This is a genomic window from Maribellus mangrovi, assembly GCF_037646455.1.
GTDB classification, from domain to species: Bacteria; Bacteroidota; Bacteroidia; order Bacteroidales; family Prolixibacteraceae; genus Draconibacterium; species Draconibacterium mangrovi_A.
Map to the genome: position 1 here is coordinate 1,988,502 of NZ_JBBIXN010000001.1, position 15,760 is coordinate 2,004,261.

Sequence of the window (15,760 nt, forward strand, 5' to 3'; positions counted from 1 at the left end):
ATTGATTGAAAACTAAACATTTGTTTGTTGTTTTCTTTAGTTCTCCAAACAACGTTGTATGAAATTGGTTTACGGTTTAATTGTCCGGAAAATCCATTTATTACATTACAAATTTATCAAGGTAAGACTGACTTTGTCATTTCTGCTTGATAATTTGAACAAAATATGTCCAAAATTCATTATCTTCTAAGTAAATCTAAGTCAACGATTATGGAAACTATACCGCAAAGAATTAAGCAACTTTTTATACTGGGAATATTTTTCGTGTTTGCCATTCATACCCAGGCACAGGATGGACAGGCGCTTTATCAGCAAAATTGTGCTTCGTGTCACGGTGCCGATCTGAATGGTGGTAATGCCGCCAGTTTAATCGACGGAGTTTGGCAGTTTGGTGCCGAGAACAGTTACATTTATAGAAATATAAAGTTTGGGATTCCGCATCTTGGAATGCCGTCGTATGAGGCCACACTGAGTGATGCTGAAATTGGATCGATACTGGATTACATTCGCAATTCGGAGAAAAATGTGGGTGCCGAGAAGCCGGCCCTTGTGAATGAGTACGAAACAATGGATTACGATTTGGATGTGGAAGTATTTGCCGAGGGGCTGGAAATACCGTGGGCCATCGATTTTTTGGATAAGAATACTGCGCTGATAACAGAGCGGCCGGGTAGGTTGCGAGTGGTTAAGAATGGGAAATTGCTGCCGGAAGCTGTAAAAAATACTCCCGAAGTGTTGCACCGCGGACAGGGTGGATTGCTCGACGTGGCTGTTGATCCGAATTACGACAAAAACGGCTGGGTCTATTTGGCATTCAGCCATGTTTTGAGGGATGATGGAGCAGGACGACCGGGAGCGATGACCAAGTTGGTTCGTGGAAAAATAAATAATAATACCTGGACGGATGAGCAGGTGATTTATGAAGCACCGCACGAAACGTATCGAACCACACGTCATCACTACGGTTGCCGAATTGTTTTTGATCCCGATGGCTATTTGTATTTTGCCATAGGGGAAAGAGGTTACCAGGACATGGCGCAGGATTTTACTTTGCCAAACGGAAAAGTTCACCGCATTTACCCCGATGGGAAAGTTCCGACCGACAATCCCTGGTACAATGAACAAGGAGCGATAAAGACCTTGTATTCCCTGGGGAACAGAAATATTCAGGGAATGGCTGTTCATCCGGTTACCGGAGAAGTTTGGGCAACCGAACACGGGCCAATGGGCGGCGATGAACTTAACCTGATTGAAGCCGGCAAAAATTATGGCTGGCCGGTAATTACTTACGGTCGCAATTACAACGGAACCATCATTACTGAACAGACCCATAAAGAAGGAATGGAGCAGCCGATTTATTACTGGAAACCATCGACTGCCGTTTGTGGTCTCGATTTTTACCGTGGCGATCTGTTTCCAAAGTGGAAGAACAAATTAATGGTGGGGGCTTTAAAATACGAGCAGGTGAGTTTGCTCGATATTGAAAAAGACCGGGTGATGCATGAAGAAGTTATTTTTAAAAATCAGGGTCGGGTGCGTGATGTTTCTACCGGACCTGACGGAGCCATTTATATCGTTTTGAATAACCCGGGTACAGTTGTTCGTTTAGTTCCCAAACAGTGAGGACGAGCGCATTTCAAGTTCCGGATAAATAAATTCTTCAATGGCTTCAGGGTTATTGCCAACGGCATTTTTGCCCCTGAGTTTTCGAACAGTGTGTGCCTTTAAAATACCATCTTTGGCCGGCACGATCATTTTTTTGATTTCAGCTTCGCTGCCAATCAACCAGTCATCTGCAGTATTTTCTTCCAGAATTAATGGCATGCGTGGCTCCTTTAACTTTGGATTGTTGTGGATCTCACTCATCAACCGGTTGCCTTTTGTGGTTACAATCGTAAATGAATTTACAATCTCGCCGGTCTTATCGTTGATCCATTCGTCCCATAAACCACCCAAAACTATGGGTTCGCCATCCACACGTTGAATAAAATAAGGGTATGTATTTCCATTGAAATGGTGGTGCTCGAAAAAACCATCGATGTATATGATGCAGCGTTTTGACTTCGCCGAAGTTTTAAACGAAGGTTTTTCGAAAATACTTTCGCCACGTGCATTTATGGTTTTGTTCCAAATGTCGAGTTGCTGCTCGGTATTTTTTACCCAAAAAGGAATAAGTCCCCAACTGGCTACTACCGGCATTTCAAAACTTTCGTTGGTGTATATCAGCAATTTGGGATGGTCGAAGCCAGAGACGTGAAAGAATTCATCTTCCAGAAAAGGTCGGAATTGCTCGATCAGCATTTGAATGGCTTCTTCATTTCCGTAATGACGTGCCCTTTTCAGAGCGGCTTCTACTTTGGCTTTGATATCGTAGCACATAGATATGTTGTTCTGTGTTTTAGCGAATTTCGGGAATATTGATGGAACAGCAAAATCAGATATGAACGGGTAGTTGGGATCTCAGTTTAATTCAGTACCTTGATTTCTCTCCGAAAAAGGCAAGGTTTAAGTGGAGAATACAGTCCAAAAAAATTATTCTTTGTAAGTTTGGTGCAGCTGAAAAATTCCAATCTTACAATTATGAAACCGACAACATTTTTCTTCCTGTTCATTTCGTTTTTTCTCTTTTCATGTTCGCAATACCAGGAGTCTGATAAAGAGCTGGATCCATCGTTGGTATTGTGGTACGATCAGCCGGCGCAAAGCTGGACAGAGGCTTTGCCGGTTGGTAACGGTCGATTGGGAGCGATGGTTTTTGGCGGAACCGATAATGAAACGATACAGTTTAACGAAGAAACATTGTGGACGGGTCAGCCACACGATTATTCGCACGAGGGAGCTTATAAAGTTTTGGGTAAAATGCGTCAATTACTTTGGCAGGGCAAGCAAGATGAAGCCGAAGAGTTAGGGAACGAACGCTTTATGTCGCAGCCACTCGGGCAGCTTTCCTATCAGCCATTCGGGAATATTCTGCTGAATTTCCCGGGACATGAAGAAGCAACAAATTACCAGCGAATACTGGATTTGGAAGATGCGATTACTTCGATCACTTACGAAGTAGACGATGTTAAGTACAAACGTGAAGTATTATCTTCATATCCCGATCAGGCAATACTGATAAGGATTACCGCATCGAAAACCGGGGCAATTAATTTTTCGATTGGTCTCGACTGTCCGCACGAAATGAATCAAGTCATTGTTGATGGAAATGAGCTGATTCTTACCGGGAAAGCCAACGATTATCCTGATGATAAGATCCGTGCAGGCGGTGGCTATCCACCCAGCGAGCTCACTTTTGTAGCCCGCTTAAAAGTTGAAAACGAAGGTGGTGGTTTGATTGAGGAAGATGGGAAAATCAGGATTACAAATGCAAATGCAGTAACGCTTCGCCTGGTGGCAACCACAAGCTTTGTAAATTACAACGACATCAGTGCCGATCCGGCAGAACGTTGCAAAACCTACGTTAAAAATCTGGAGGGGAAATCGTACGAACAGGTCAAAAAAGATCACATTACCGATTTTCAAAAATATTTTAAACGGGTAAACATTGATCTTGGACAATCTGAATTATCAGCAAGACCGACTAACCAGCGACTGGCAAGTTTTAATGCCGACGAAGATCCGAGTCTCGTAGCCTTGTTGTATCAATATGGTCGCTACTTGTTGATTTCATCATCGCGGCCCGGTACGCAGCCGGCTAATTTACAGGGAATTTGGAACTACCAACTCGCTCCTTCGTGGGACAGCAAATACACCATCAACATTAATGCTGAAATGAACTACTGGCCGGCCGAGATCACCAATCTTTCTGAATTGTCGGAACCACTTATTCAAATGGTGAAAGACTTGTCGGTTACCGGACAAAATGTAGCGAAAGAACATTACGATATGGATGGCTGGGTGGCTCATCACAATACCGATATCTGGCGCGGAGCAGCTCCTATCAACAATGCCAATCATGGGATATGGCCAAGCGGAGGAGCCTGGTTAAGTCAGCATTTGTGGTGGCATTATCAGTTTAACGGCGACAAGGAGTACCTCGCAAAAACGGTTTACCCGGTTTTGAAAGAAGCATCCCGGTTTTTTGCTGACTACCTGGTTCCTGATCCGAATCATTCCGAGTGGTTGATCAGCGGGCCAAGCAACAGCCCCGAAAATGGTGGACTGGTAATGGGGCCAACCATGGATCACCAGATCATCCGGGAATTGTTTGCAAATACCATCGAAGCGGCTGAAATTCTGGGTGATGATGATGAATTGATTGCCAAACTTAAAGAGAAACGAGCCAAAATTGCTCCGAACCAAATCGGACAATACGGACAATTGCAGGAATGGTTGGAAGATAAAGATGATCCGGAGAATAAACACCGGCATGTTTCGCATTTGTGGGGCTTGCATCCCGGAAGCGAAATTCACCCGATAACTACGCCGGAACTCGCAGATGCATGCAAAGTTACGCTGGCGCAGCGGGGAGATGGCGGAACCGGCTGGTCACGTGCATGGAAAATCAATTTCTGGGCGCGTTTGCTCGATGGCGATCATTCGTTCCTTATTCTGAAAAACCTGATGGTACCTTCCGTAAATCCTGAAAACGGTCACGATGAAGGGGGCTTATACAACAATCTTTTTGATGCGCATCCGCCCTTCCAGATTGATGGAAATTTTGGAGCTACTTCTGGGATTACCGAAATGTTGCTGCAATCGCATCTTCGTGATGAGGAAGGCAATTTTTACCAGGATATACTACCGGCACTTCCTTCCGCCATTTCAAATGGGAAAATTTCAGTAATTAAAGGTCGGGGTGGTTTTGAGTTTGATATTGCCTGGGAAAATGGAGAACTGACATCATTAACCGTAAAGTCACTGCTGGGTAATCCCTTGAATTTAAGGTATAACGGAGGACTCATATCGCAGGAAACAACAAAAGGCGAGAGTTATACTTTTAATTCTGATCAGCTAAGCGAATAAATGAAGATAAACGGAAAACATTATCACACCATTTGGCTGAAGGAAAACGATCCAACTGTGTTTCAGGTCATCGACCAGCGAAAGCTTCCTTTTCAGTTTGAGATTTATGACATGAAAACGGTCGAGGATGTTTTTTTTGTCATTCGCGAAATGGTGGTTCGTGGTGCGCCACTAATCGGGGTGACCGCCGCTTATGGGATGTACCTGGCTTTACTGGAATTTCAATCCGGAAATAGGAAGGAATTTCTTTCTGAAAAAGCCAATTACTTAAAATCCTCGCGGCCAACAGCGGTGAATCTGGCTTTTGCGGTTGATGAGATGTTGAACTATATTCTGGGAAACATTGAAGATTCTGATCTGCATGATAAAGCCCTTTATAAAGCCCACGCATTGAAACAGTCGGAAATCGATTTTGGAGACAAGATCGGGGAATCAGGTCTTAAAATTATCGAAGAAATTTATCACAAAAAGGGTGATACAGTTAATATTCTCACCCACTGCAATGCGGGTTGGCTCGCTTGCATCGACTGGGGTACGGCAACAGCGCCCATTTATAAAGCTCATTTAAAAGGAGTTCCTGTGCACGTGTGGGTGGATGAAACCCGGCCAAGAAACCAGGGTGCCCGGCTAACCGCTTATGAATTGGGCGAGGAAGGTGTTCCGCATACCGTGATCCCCGACAATACCGGCGGACATTTAATGCAGCACGGAATGGTGGATATGGTAATTGTTGGCAGCGACCGAACCACTGTTACTGGCGATGTGGCCAATAAAATAGGAACTTATCTGAAAGCACTGGCAGCACGGGATAATGACATTCCTTTTTATGCAGCACTACCATCTTCAACCATCGATTGGGAAATGGAAGATGGAATAAACGAAATTCCGATTGAACAGCGTAACGCTGATGAAGTAGCCAAAATAGAAGGCTGGGACGGAAAACAAATTCAATCCGTTCAACTTATCCCTGAAAAAAGTCCAGTAGCCAACTATGGTTTCGATGTATCTCCCGCACGGCTGGTAACAGGATTGATCACCGAACGCGGAGTGTGCAAGGCCGACAAAAAAAGTATTCTAAAACTATTTCCTGAAAAACAAAAATGATAAAGATTGCAATTATCGGTGGCTCCGGTCTGGAAGATCCGGCCATACTGAAAGAACCAAAAGATGTAGCTGTTGAAACGCCTTATGGTCATCCATCTTCGAGTTTTAAATGCGGCAAAATTGGTGGTGTAGAAGTGGCCATTTTATCCCGCCACGATCGCGATCATTCCATTCCGCCAACGCAGGTGAACAACCGGGCCAATATCTGGGCGATAAAAGAATTAGGTTGTACGCACATTATTGTAACAACAGCCTGTGGTAGCCTTCGCGAAGAAATCGACCGCGGACATCTTGTTATCCTCGATCAGTTCATCGATTTTACACGCCACCGCGATGTTACCTTTCACAGTAAATTCGAAAATGGCGATTTGAATCATACGCCGATGGCCGACCCTTTTGATGGAGAGCTGCGAAAAACACTTATTCAAAAAGCTCAAGAGCTGAAACTTCCTTTCCATGAAAAGGGAACGGTTGTTACTATCGAAGGACCCCGGTTTTCAACCCGGGCCGAATCGAATATGTTTCGCATTCTGGGTGCCGATGTGATTAACATGTCAACCGCACCTGAATGTATTCTGGCCAACGAAATAGGAATTCCGTATGCCGCAATAGCCTTAAGTACCGATTACGATTGTTGGAAAACCGATGAGGAGCCCGTTACCTGGGAAGAAGTACTCAAGGTATTCAACCGGAATGTGGAAAATGTAATTCGGCTGTTGCTGGAAACGATAAAAGATTTCGAATAAAAGTGCTGCTGAACATTACCAGTTAAGGTTTTTTGGCACAGCATTTGTTTCTGAAACTAAAAATGCTTCAAAGCCAAGAAAGCAAGTTCATAACCGTTCAGTTAGTACTATTATAAAACCATCCAACAATTTGTTGGAGAACAGTTTCCGGCGGCGTCTTAACAGGTGCCGCTTTTTTTTATCTCAATTTTGATTTTACGGGATGCTATCCTTCGTATTTAAACGATACCTTGAGTTTAACACGGTAAGCTTCAACTTTGCCGTTGTTCAAATGCATATCCATCTGACAAACTTCGGCAATTCTTAGGTCACGTAATGATTTTGAGGCCAGTGTGATGGCACTCTCTGCGGCTTTTTCCCACGAAACCGGGCTGCTTCCTACAAGCTCTACAATTTTATAAACGCTGTCTGGCATAACTTTAATTTTTTGGTTAATAAATCTGAAGTTGAATAAGTGTATGCGTTTACGTGAGATATAGCGAAATGTTGTAGATTTTAAAGGATTTCGAGAATAAGAATTTCCCGGTCAAAAAAGCAACCCAATAAATCCTTAGGAAATACTAAACCAAAGCCAGCCTGCCTAATACAACAAAAGAGGCCAGGATAAAAAGCGCAATGTTGGTGATCAGTTCCTGTTTTTCGCCCCGGTTAAAATTGGTGATGGCGGCAAAGATCATTAGAATAGCCAAGCCGGTTGCTGAAAGTGGAATGACAAGATCATGAATGGGGTATAATCCGGGGAAAAACAATCCAAAACCGCCAATGGTTTCAAGGATTCCTATAGCCCTTACTTTTTTCGGATCGTGTTCATTAACCCAGTCCATGGCTTTTCGGAGCGTGGGCATAGGGACAACCGCTTTTGCGAGTCCAACGGTAATAAATAAGGCTGCTAAAAATATTTGAATGATCCAAAGTAGAATGTTCATAGAATTACTAAATTAGGTTGCCAGCTTGCGCTGTTTTACATCTTTAATACACCATTTATTAAGGCTATGTCATTAAACGAGTTATTACATAAACGTCAAAGTGTGCGAAAATATTTGCCACAGGTTGTAGAAAAAGAAAAGATTATGAAAATTCTGGAGGCTGTTCATCTGGCACCTTCGGCTTGTAATTCGCAACCCTGGAAAATTGTTATAGTTGACGATCCTGATCTAAAGCACGAGGTGGCCAAAGCAACATACAGTAAAAGTGTTTCATTCAATAAATTTGTTGAAGAAGCTCCGGTAATTGCAGTGCTGGTCATCGAAAAGGCACGGTTGATCACCCGTATTGGCGGCACGATAAAAAATCAGGAATACCCGCAGTACGACATTGGTATCGCGGCAGAACATTTCTGTTTGAAGGCTACCGAACTGGGATTGGGGACCTGCATTCTCGGATGGTTCGATGAAAAGAAAATTCAGCACTTATTAAATATTCCTTCGAAACGCAAAATAGGATTACTGATTACTTTGGGTTACGCGCCCGAAGATTACAAATTGCGCCGTAAAATTCGAAAGCCTATCGAACAGATTTACAGTTTCAACGCCTACTCCTGAAGTTTACTTTTCCAGCACCCAGTATCCCGATCCCGGATTTTTATCCAGCATGTCTTGTTTTGCTGCGAGAGCTTCTTCTTCAGTTTTGAATGTACCAATTCCTACTATGTAAAAACTACCATATTTGCCTAAATGGAAAGGCTCGTAACCTTTAGCTTTTAACTCCTGAAGATAGGTTTCCGCATTTTCCTCCTCTTTGAAACTACCACCGATCAGGTAGAATTTTGGTCCACTTTCCTCAAGAGCAACTTCGGCTTCCGCAAATTCTTCTGTCACAGAAACTGTTTCAGTGTCTTCAGCTACAACAGAGTCCTGAATTGTAGTGTCAATTGTTGCAACAGGTTCAGGTTTTTCTTCCGGGACATTTGAGATTATTTGTTTCTGAACGGGAGGACCGGATTTTTTGTCTTTAATCAGAATAAACACCGAAACTGCGATCAGTGGAATCAGGATGACCAGCAACCATATCCAACCACCTTTTCGCTTTTTCTCTTCTTTTTCCTCAACGGTTTTTTCTTCTATTGGCGGAACAACTGCCGCTGCCGATTCTTCTTCCTCTTTTTCTTCCTCATTCTCTTCAGGAGCTTCATCCTGAACAACTTCTTCTACGTCGGATTGTGGTTCTTCCTGCTCCTCTGACGGTTCTGAAGTTTCTTCTTCCGGCTGGTTTTCTTCGAGTTCCGACTCTTCATTTATAGGTTCAGCAGGAGGGATAACAGGAGGCACTTCTTCCGTTGGTTCATTTTCCACAATGTCTTCTTCCAGGGATTCTTCAGTCTCCGTTTCCTTTAAGGAAGTAGCTTCCAGCCCAAACGATTCGAGCGAATGACGTTTGTCGGAAAGCGATTCGAAAACAAGTTCGTTTTTTTCGTTGTGATAAAGCGTACCCAGTTCTATCAGCTCAACTTTTTCTCCCTTATCAAGCTGATACAACATGTTGTCGCGTTCTTTCTCAATTTTCTGAAGTGCTTCGAAATGCGAACTTCGTGTAGCCTCAGCCACATAACCAACCAGTAGTCCGTCGTTGTTTTTAATTTGCGGATTAAATACCAGGCGCGATGAGGGCGGTTTTATTTCATCACTTTCATTGTCCACTTCAGCCGGTTGATATTCTGAAATAAATGCCCCAAATCCGGGAACGATCACCATGTCGTGATCCTGCAAAAGTTGTTGGATGTAGCTGTCTAATTTCACGATGTGCGAATTTTGCCGTAAAATTAAAAAAAATCGCCATTATGGATTTTGTAAATTAATTTATTGAAAATCGATCGCTTACAAAAGTTCGTCATAGGAGGTTCACAAGGTATTTTTATACTTTTGAGGCTTAAACCAAAAAACAATGGCAAACAAAATTTTAGTTACAGGCGGAACCGGATACATTGGTTCGCACACAGTGGTTGAATTACAGGAATCGGGTTACGATGTAATTGTTGTCGACGATCTTTCCAATTCAAGTATCGATGTATTGGATAACATCGAAAAAATATTAGGCATAAAACCGGCCTTCGAACAGTTCGATCTTGCTGATTCTGCAAAAACCGACGATTTTTTTAGCCGGAATTCCGATATTGATGCGATCATTCATTTTGCGGCTTCGAAAGCTGTTGGCGAGTCGGTAGAAAAACCATTGCTGTATTACCGGAATAATCTGGTTTCTCTGATGAATCTGCTCGATTGTCAACTAAAATATAATGTAGCAAACATTGTTTTTTCGTCGTCCTGTACGGTTTACGGACAGCCTGATGTTTTGCCGGTTACTGAAAAAACACCACGTAAAGATGCTGAGTCGCCCTATGGTAATACGAAACGAGTGAATGAAGATATTCTGAGTGACTCCATTTCCGCTTATCCGCAATTAAAAGGAATAGCCTTGCGCTATTTTAATCCGATAGGGGCGCATCCGAGTGCTTTGATTGGTGAGTTGCCATTGGGCGTTCCGCAAAACCTGGTACCGTTTATTACCCAAACAGCTGCGGGTTTGCGCGACGAGTTAAAAGTTTTTGGCGACGATTACGATACCGTGGATGGTTCAGCTGTTCGCGATTACATTAATGTGGTCGACCTGGCCAAAGCTCACGTGGTGGCTATTGAACGTTTACTTGGCGGCAAAAACAAAAAGAACTACGAGATTTTTAACCTGGGAACCGGAACCGGTTTGTCAGTACTGGAAATAGTAAATGGTTTCGAAAAGGCAACGGGAGTAAAACTGAATTATAAAATTGTAGGACGTCGTGCCGGTGATATTGAGAAAATTTGGGCCGACACTACTTTTGCCAACGAAGAGCTGGGCTGGAAAGCTGAAAAAGGAACAGAAGAAACTTTGCTTTCGGCCTGGAATTGGGAAAAAAGAGTACGCGGCATTCAATAATAACTTTAATGGTTTTTCGTTGATTATGAAAACCATAATTAATGTTACGTTTCTTAAGCCTCATCATATGCCTTAGTTCTTTGTATGGTTATTCTCAAGAATCCAAAACATACCTTTCTTTTGAAGGAGGGGGAACAGGAATTGTAGCATCCGCTAATATTGCAAAGACGGTTTTTACGCATGAACGATTCAAGATTATTCTTCAAGGGGGATTAGGATGGATCCCAAAATTAGCTCAGTCTTCCTGGCCTTTCAATTTACCGATCCAAGCAACGGCCAATTTTGGGAAGCATATGTTTTTTATTGAAGCTGGAGCAGGATCCACTTTTATTTTTAAGAGTAAGATCGAGAACCCCATTACTGGAATGCAAAAGTCAGAATTATACTTGTCTCCTATTGTTGGATTTAGATACGAATCAGAAAAATGGTTTGGACGACTGTATATTGGTCCTTTGTTTAACGTTACGGGCCCTCATTTATACGATGATGTTACTTCTGATTTTATTAACTTTGGCATCGCAGTTGGAACTCGTTTGAATTGAAATAATTTTTGAAAGAAATAATAATGAAGACAATACTGATAACAGGAGGAGCAGGTTTTATTGGTTCGCATGTGGTTCGCTTATTTGTAAATAAGTATCCTGACTATAAAATCGTCAACCTCGACAAACTCACTTATGCCGGTAATCTGGCCAACCTGAAGGATGTGGAAGACAAGCCCAATTACGAATTTGTAAAAGGCGATATTGTCGATTCCGACTTTATTCTGAAGCTATTCAAAGAGAAGCAGTTTGACGGGGTGATCCACCTGGCTGCCGAGTCACATGTCGACCGGTCCATTTCCAATCCAACCGAGTTTGTGTTCACCAATGTAATTGGCACAGTTAACCTGCTGAATGCGGCAAAACACATGTGGAAGGACAATTTTAATGACAAGCGTTTTTACCATATTTCAACCGATGAAGTGTATGGCTCTTTAGGGGAAGAAGGAATGTTTACCGAAGAGACCTCGTACGATCCGCACAGTCCGTATTCGGCATCAAAGGCAAGTTCCGACCACTTTGTGCGTGCCTATAACGATACCTTTGGCGTACCAACGGTAATTTCAAATTGTTCGAATAATTACGGTTCGTATCAGTTTCCCGAAAAGTTGATTCCGCTCTTCATTCATAATATTAGAAACAACAAGCCGCTACCGGTGTACGGAAAAGGCGAAAATGTTCGCGACTGGTTGTGGGTGGTTGACCATGCCTGTGCCATCGATGTAATTTTCCACAAAGGTAAAATTGGCGAAACATACAATATTGGCGGTTTTAACGAGTGGACCAACATCGATCTGATTCGTGTGATGTGTGGAAAAATGGATGAAAAGCTGGGTCGTCCGGAAGGTGAATCGGAAAAGCTGATCACTTTTGTAAAAGACCGCGCCGGCCACGATTTGCGTTATGCCATTGATGCCACAAAAATCAAAAATGAACTGGGCTGGGAACCCTCGCTACAGTTCGAGGAAGGCATAGAAAAGACCATCGACTGGTACCTCGAAAATACCGAGTGGCTCGAAAATGTAACTTCGGGCGATTACCAAAAATATTACGAAGAACAATACGTAAAAAGATAAGCCAATAGCGAATTTGAGAAAGAAACCGTTCTTTTTTAAAGAGAACGGTTTCTTTTTGTCCAGAATTAATGTGTCAAAGATTTCAGAAACAGAAATTTATACTATCTTTGCGCGACATTTTAAAAACAATAAAAGTAGAGTTATGCCAGTAAAAATGAGACTCGCGCGACACGGTCGCAAACGCTACGCATACTACCACATTGTAGTAGCTGATAGCAGGGCGCCACGGGATGGCAGGTACATTGAGCGGATTGGCACTTATAATCCGAACTCTGATCCTGCTACTATTGATCTCGATTTTGACAAAGCTTACGATTGGCTGGTTAAAGGCGCACAACCTACCGACACCGTACGGGCAATTTTGTCGTACAAAGGTGTATTGTACAAAAAACACCTGATGGGTGGAGTGAAAAAAGGAGCTTTCGATGAAGCCGAAGCTGAAAAACGTTTGGAGAGTTGGATTGCTGAAAAAGAAGCAAAAATCCAGGCAAAAATTGATCGCCTGAAAGGTGAAGCAGATGCCGAAACTCAAAAACAATTGGATGCTGAGAAGAAAATCAACGAAGAAAGAGCTGCTGCAATCGCTGCAAGAAATGCAGAACTAGCTGCCGAAGCCGAAGCTGAAACTGCCGAGGACGAAGCAGAAGAAGCTGCTGAAGAAGTAACTGAAGAACCTGTTGCAGAAGCAACAGAAGAAACTGCTACAGAAGCAAGCGAAGAAGTTGCAGCCGAAGCTGAAGTTGAAGAGAAGGAAGAAGTTGCTAAAGAGGAAGAAAAGCCAGCTGAAGAACCTGCTGCAAAAGCAGAAGAGCCGGCTAAAGCAGAAGAAGCAACAAAAGAAGAAGCTCCTGAAAAGGGAAAAGGTGCGGAATCTTAAGAAAGAAATCACATCTTATTATAAAGAACCACTTGCCGGAAGGCAGGTGGTTTTTTTTATAAATGTTTATTTGTGAAATAAAATTTTTCCCCTCCCTCTACTTCTACCCACTCTCATTTGAAGGGGAACAAAAGGGGATGATGTGATTACATAACTTTTAAAAACGTATTTTTGATATATGGAAACAATACCAAAAAGTGATTGCGAAAAAATCGGATTCTTCCGAAAAACCCATGGAGTACATGGCGAAGTGGTACTCGAATATGAAGAACATTACGAATACTCAGTGGAAGAAGCCGAACGTTTTTTTGTTGAGCTCGATGGTTTGTTGGTTCCATTTTTTATTCAAGATGAAGGTCTGCGTTTTCGCTCAGCGAAGTCGGTTATTGTAAATTTCGAGGAAGTAAAAACGGAGGCTTATGCTAAACGCCTGATCGGGCAATCGGCCTGGTTGTATAAAACTGAAATTGTTGATGAGCCTGAAGAACACACTGCTACGTTGCTGGGCTATACCCTGATCGACGAGCAACGTGGAGTGATTGGACCTATAGAGGAAATGGATGATTTTGCCGGGAACATTGTGTTCAATGTTAATTTTAGAGGACAGGAGCTGTTGGTTCCCTATAATGAAGAAATGCTAGTGGAACTGGATGAAGGAAGAAAAGAAATTACTTTAAAACTTCCCGATGGTTTAATTGAGGGTTAATTCAGGTTCGTACTTCCTAAATTTTGCTTTCCACTCAGACGGAATTGATTTCGAGAATTTTTCTTTCATATTATAACACACCATAACCGTGTTACAGGTACATCCCGGTTCCTGTTTGCCATTCTTAAAAAGCTGCTGGGTCATTACAAGACTTTTTTCGCCTACCGACGAAATGTGTGTCTCCACCTCAATCTGATCATTCAAAAAAGTGGGCTCCATAAACTCAACTTTTACCGAAGCAATGATTAATCCTTCGTTGTCCCAACTTATCAAATTTCCCAAAACCTGGTCGAAATATTCCAATCGTGCCAAATCAAAAAATTCCTGGTACTTGGCATTGTAAACATGTCCCATCAAATCAATGTCGTTAAACCGGATCTGAACCGACATTCTGTGTTTTGCATTCATGCAGAAGTGATAAAGTGATAGGCAAATGTGCTAATTTTTTTCTGAACCGTGCAACTTTTCGCCGGTTTGCACGTCCTTAAAAGAGTAAAATTAAAACGCAATAAAGTCCTTCGGTGGATATCAAAATCGAAATTGTAAAATCATAAATAGTAAAAACCATGAAATTCAGATTATTGGCAATGGCCCTGCTTCTTGCGGGTCTTTTCACTTATAGTAACTCGATGGCAGAGGATCAAGACCGCGATGTCTCTACTTTTTCAGAGATTTCTTTACGGGTATCCGGAAAAGTATACCTGGAACAGGGAGAGCCGCAAAGCGTTCGTGTTGTGGCCAAGGAGTCAACACTCGAAGATTTGATTACCGAAGTTCGGGGAAGCGAACTTATCATTCGTTTTCCGAACAAAACTATTTTTCAGCGAAATTTTAATCCCGGCAAAATCGAGATTTATATTACGGTTCCCGAGGTTGATGCACTTTCAATTTCCGGTTCGGGCGATATTATGGCCAACGAGCTTGAATCTCGAATTCTGAATCTGGCAGTAAGTGGCAGTGGGAATATTGAAATTGATGAACTGGATTCAAAAAAAGTAAAAGGAACGATCTCAGGATCGGGCAACATTAAACTGGATGATGGTGGCGTTGCAGAAGAGATAACCGTTGCCATTTCGGGTTCGGGTAATTTCGATGCTGAAGGTTTTGAGGCGGATGCAGTAAATGTTACCACTTCTGGGTCCGGTAATTGTAAGGTGAGTTCAAACGGATCGATCAAGGCAAGAATTGCCGGTTCGGGAAGTATATACTATAAAGGTAATGCCAGTATTGATGCCTCGGTGGCCGGTTCGGGAAAAGTGAAGAAAATGTGAGATAGACATATTGTTTCAACGAAAAGCCATTGTTCAAACAATGGCTTTTTTTATTGTAGAAAATCGCATAAATTGAAGCTGATAATTAGCTGTTTAATTAAAGTTTTAGATTATGAAATTACTCAAAGAATTTAAGGCCTTTATTATGAAAGGCAATGTGCTTGATCTGGCAGTTGCAGTGATTATTGCTACAGCATTCAAGGCGATAGTTACTTCTTTTGTAAAAGATGTTTTGATGCCACCAATAGGAATGTTCCTAGGGGGAGTAGATTTTACCGAACTAAAAATAATATTGAAAGAAGGCAGCGAAGCTGTTATGAATGGCGATCAGGTTGTGACTCCTGCCATTTCAGAGGTGGCGATAAGCTACGGATTATGGATCAATACGATCATCGATTTCATCATTATTGCCTTTGCAGTTTTCATTATTATTAAAGCTTACAATAAAACTAAAAAGAAAGAGGAAGAAGTACCGGCAGCTCCACCGGCACCTTCAAACGAAGAGGTATTACTTACTGAAATTCGTGATCTTTTAAAAGAAAAGAATTAAACAAAAGAAGC

17 protein-coding genes are annotated in these 15,760 nt (G+C 42.3%); 12 read left to right on the top strand and 5 right to left on the bottom strand.

Annotated elements, in window-relative coordinates; all coding sequences use genetic code 11:
- Window positions 1-210: 210 nt before the first annotated feature.
- Entirely contained in the window at window positions 211-1,623 is a 1,413-nt protein-coding gene (locus WFY05_RS07730; RefSeq protein WP_340112203.1) for a PQQ-dependent sugar dehydrogenase, read from the top strand.
- Here WFY05_RS07730 and WFY05_RS07735 read toward each other — a convergent pair.
- Window positions 1,606-2,379 carry an SOS response-associated peptidase gene (locus WFY05_RS07735; protein WP_340112204.1) on the bottom strand — a complete coding sequence of 258 codons (774 nt, stop codon included), beginning with the start codon at window positions 2,377-2,379 and terminating at the stop codon, window positions 1,606-1,608. The genes WFY05_RS07730 and WFY05_RS07735 overlap by 18 nt on opposite strands.
- Before the next feature lie 201 nt (window positions 2,380-2,580).
- Between WFY05_RS07735 and WFY05_RS07740 the strand changes: the two genes are divergently transcribed.
- The 3 genes from WFY05_RS07740 to mtnP are packed head-to-tail and all read left to right on the top strand — an operon-like array spanning window position 2,581 to window position 6,818.
- Complete coding sequence (locus tag WFY05_RS07740) at window positions 2,581-4,968, top strand: glycosyl hydrolase family 95 catalytic domain-containing protein (RefSeq protein WP_340112205.1); 2,388 nt, start codon at window positions 2,581-2,583, stop codon at window positions 4,966-4,968.
- Window positions 4,969-6,072 (top strand): S-methyl-5-thioribose-1-phosphate isomerase, encoded by a 1,104-nt coding sequence (mtnA, locus tag WFY05_RS07745; protein WP_340112206.1) that lies wholly within the window; start codon window positions 4,969-4,971, stop codon window positions 6,070-6,072.
- Window positions 6,069-6,818, top strand: coding sequence for an S-methyl-5'-thioadenosine phosphorylase (gene mtnP, locus WFY05_RS07750; protein WP_340112207.1), 750 nt, complete (start codon window positions 6,069-6,071; stop codon window positions 6,816-6,818). The genes mtnA and mtnP overlap by 4 nt, the downstream gene beginning before the upstream one ends.
- A gap of 205 nt (window positions 6,819-7,023) precedes the next feature.
- On the opposite strand, the gene WFY05_RS07755 is transcribed toward mtnP, so the two are convergent.
- Window positions 7,024-7,233, bottom strand: a complete 210-nt coding sequence (locus WFY05_RS07755) for a dodecin family protein (RefSeq protein WP_340112208.1) — start codon at window positions 7,231-7,233, stop codon at window positions 7,024-7,026.
- A gap of 145 nt (window positions 7,234-7,378) precedes the next feature.
- Entirely contained in the window at window positions 7,379-7,744 is a 366-nt protein-coding gene (locus WFY05_RS07760) for a DoxX family protein (RefSeq protein ID WP_340112209.1), read from the bottom strand.
- Between the two features lie 66 nt (window positions 7,745-7,810).
- Between WFY05_RS07760 and WFY05_RS07765 the strand changes: the two genes are divergently transcribed.
- Entirely contained in the window at window positions 7,811-8,359 is a 549-nt protein-coding gene (locus WFY05_RS07765) for a nitroreductase family protein (protein WP_340112210.1), read from the top strand.
- Window positions 8,360-8,362: 3 nt separating this feature from the next.
- On the opposite strand, the gene WFY05_RS07770 is transcribed toward WFY05_RS07765, so the two are convergent.
- Complete coding sequence (locus tag WFY05_RS07770; RefSeq protein ID WP_340112211.1) at window positions 8,363-9,553, bottom strand: HU domain-containing protein; 1,191 nt, start codon at window positions 9,551-9,553, stop codon at window positions 8,363-8,365.
- Between the two features lie 145 nt (window positions 9,554-9,698).
- On the opposite strand from WFY05_RS07770, the gene galE reads away from it, so the two are divergent.
- From galE to WFY05_RS07795, 5 genes are all read left to right on the top strand, one after another.
- Entirely contained in the window at window positions 9,699-10,727 is a 1,029-nt protein-coding gene (gene galE, locus WFY05_RS07775; RefSeq protein WP_340112212.1) for a UDP-glucose 4-epimerase GalE, read from the top strand.
- Between the two features lie 41 nt (window positions 10,728-10,768).
- Entirely contained in the window at window positions 10,769-11,269 is a 501-nt protein-coding gene (locus tag WFY05_RS07780; protein ID WP_340112213.1) for a hypothetical protein, read from the top strand.
- 23 nt (window positions 11,270-11,292) lie between these two features.
- Entirely contained in the window at window positions 11,293-12,345 is a 1,053-nt protein-coding gene (rfbB, locus tag WFY05_RS07785) for a dTDP-glucose 4,6-dehydratase (RefSeq protein WP_340112214.1), read from the top strand.
- 142 nt (window positions 12,346-12,487) lie between these two features.
- The gene (locus tag WFY05_RS07790) at window positions 12,488-13,222 is read left to right on the top strand and encodes a 30S ribosomal protein S16 (RefSeq protein WP_340112215.1); all 735 of its coding nucleotides are present in this window, start codon (window positions 12,488-12,490) and stop codon (window positions 13,220-13,222) included.
- Window positions 13,223-13,400: 178 nt separating this feature from the next.
- Window positions 13,401-13,928: a ribosome maturation factor RimM gene (locus tag WFY05_RS07795; RefSeq protein WP_340112216.1), complete on the top strand. Its 528-nt coding sequence runs from the start codon at window positions 13,401-13,403 to the stop codon at window positions 13,926-13,928.
- Here the strand turns inward: WFY05_RS07795 and WFY05_RS07800 are convergent.
- On the bottom strand, window positions 13,914-14,336 hold the full coding sequence (locus WFY05_RS07800) for an acyl-CoA thioesterase (RefSeq protein ID WP_340112217.1): 423 nt from the start codon (window positions 14,334-14,336) through the stop codon (window positions 13,914-13,916). The two genes, WFY05_RS07795 and WFY05_RS07800, sit on opposite strands and share 15 nt — an antisense overlap.
- Window positions 14,337-14,494: 158 nt before the next feature.
- Between WFY05_RS07800 and WFY05_RS07805 the strand changes: the two genes are divergently transcribed.
- Both WFY05_RS07805 and mscL read left to right on the top strand, forming a co-directional pair.
- Window positions 14,495-15,199: a head GIN domain-containing protein gene (locus WFY05_RS07805; RefSeq protein ID WP_340112218.1), complete on the top strand. Its 705-nt coding sequence runs from the start codon at window positions 14,495-14,497 to the stop codon at window positions 15,197-15,199.
- Between the two features lie 112 nt (window positions 15,200-15,311).
- Window positions 15,312-15,749, top strand: a complete 438-nt coding sequence (gene mscL / locus WFY05_RS07810; RefSeq protein WP_340112219.1) for a large-conductance mechanosensitive channel protein MscL — start codon at window positions 15,312-15,314, stop codon at window positions 15,747-15,749.
- Window positions 15,750-15,760 lie beyond the last annotated feature (11 nt).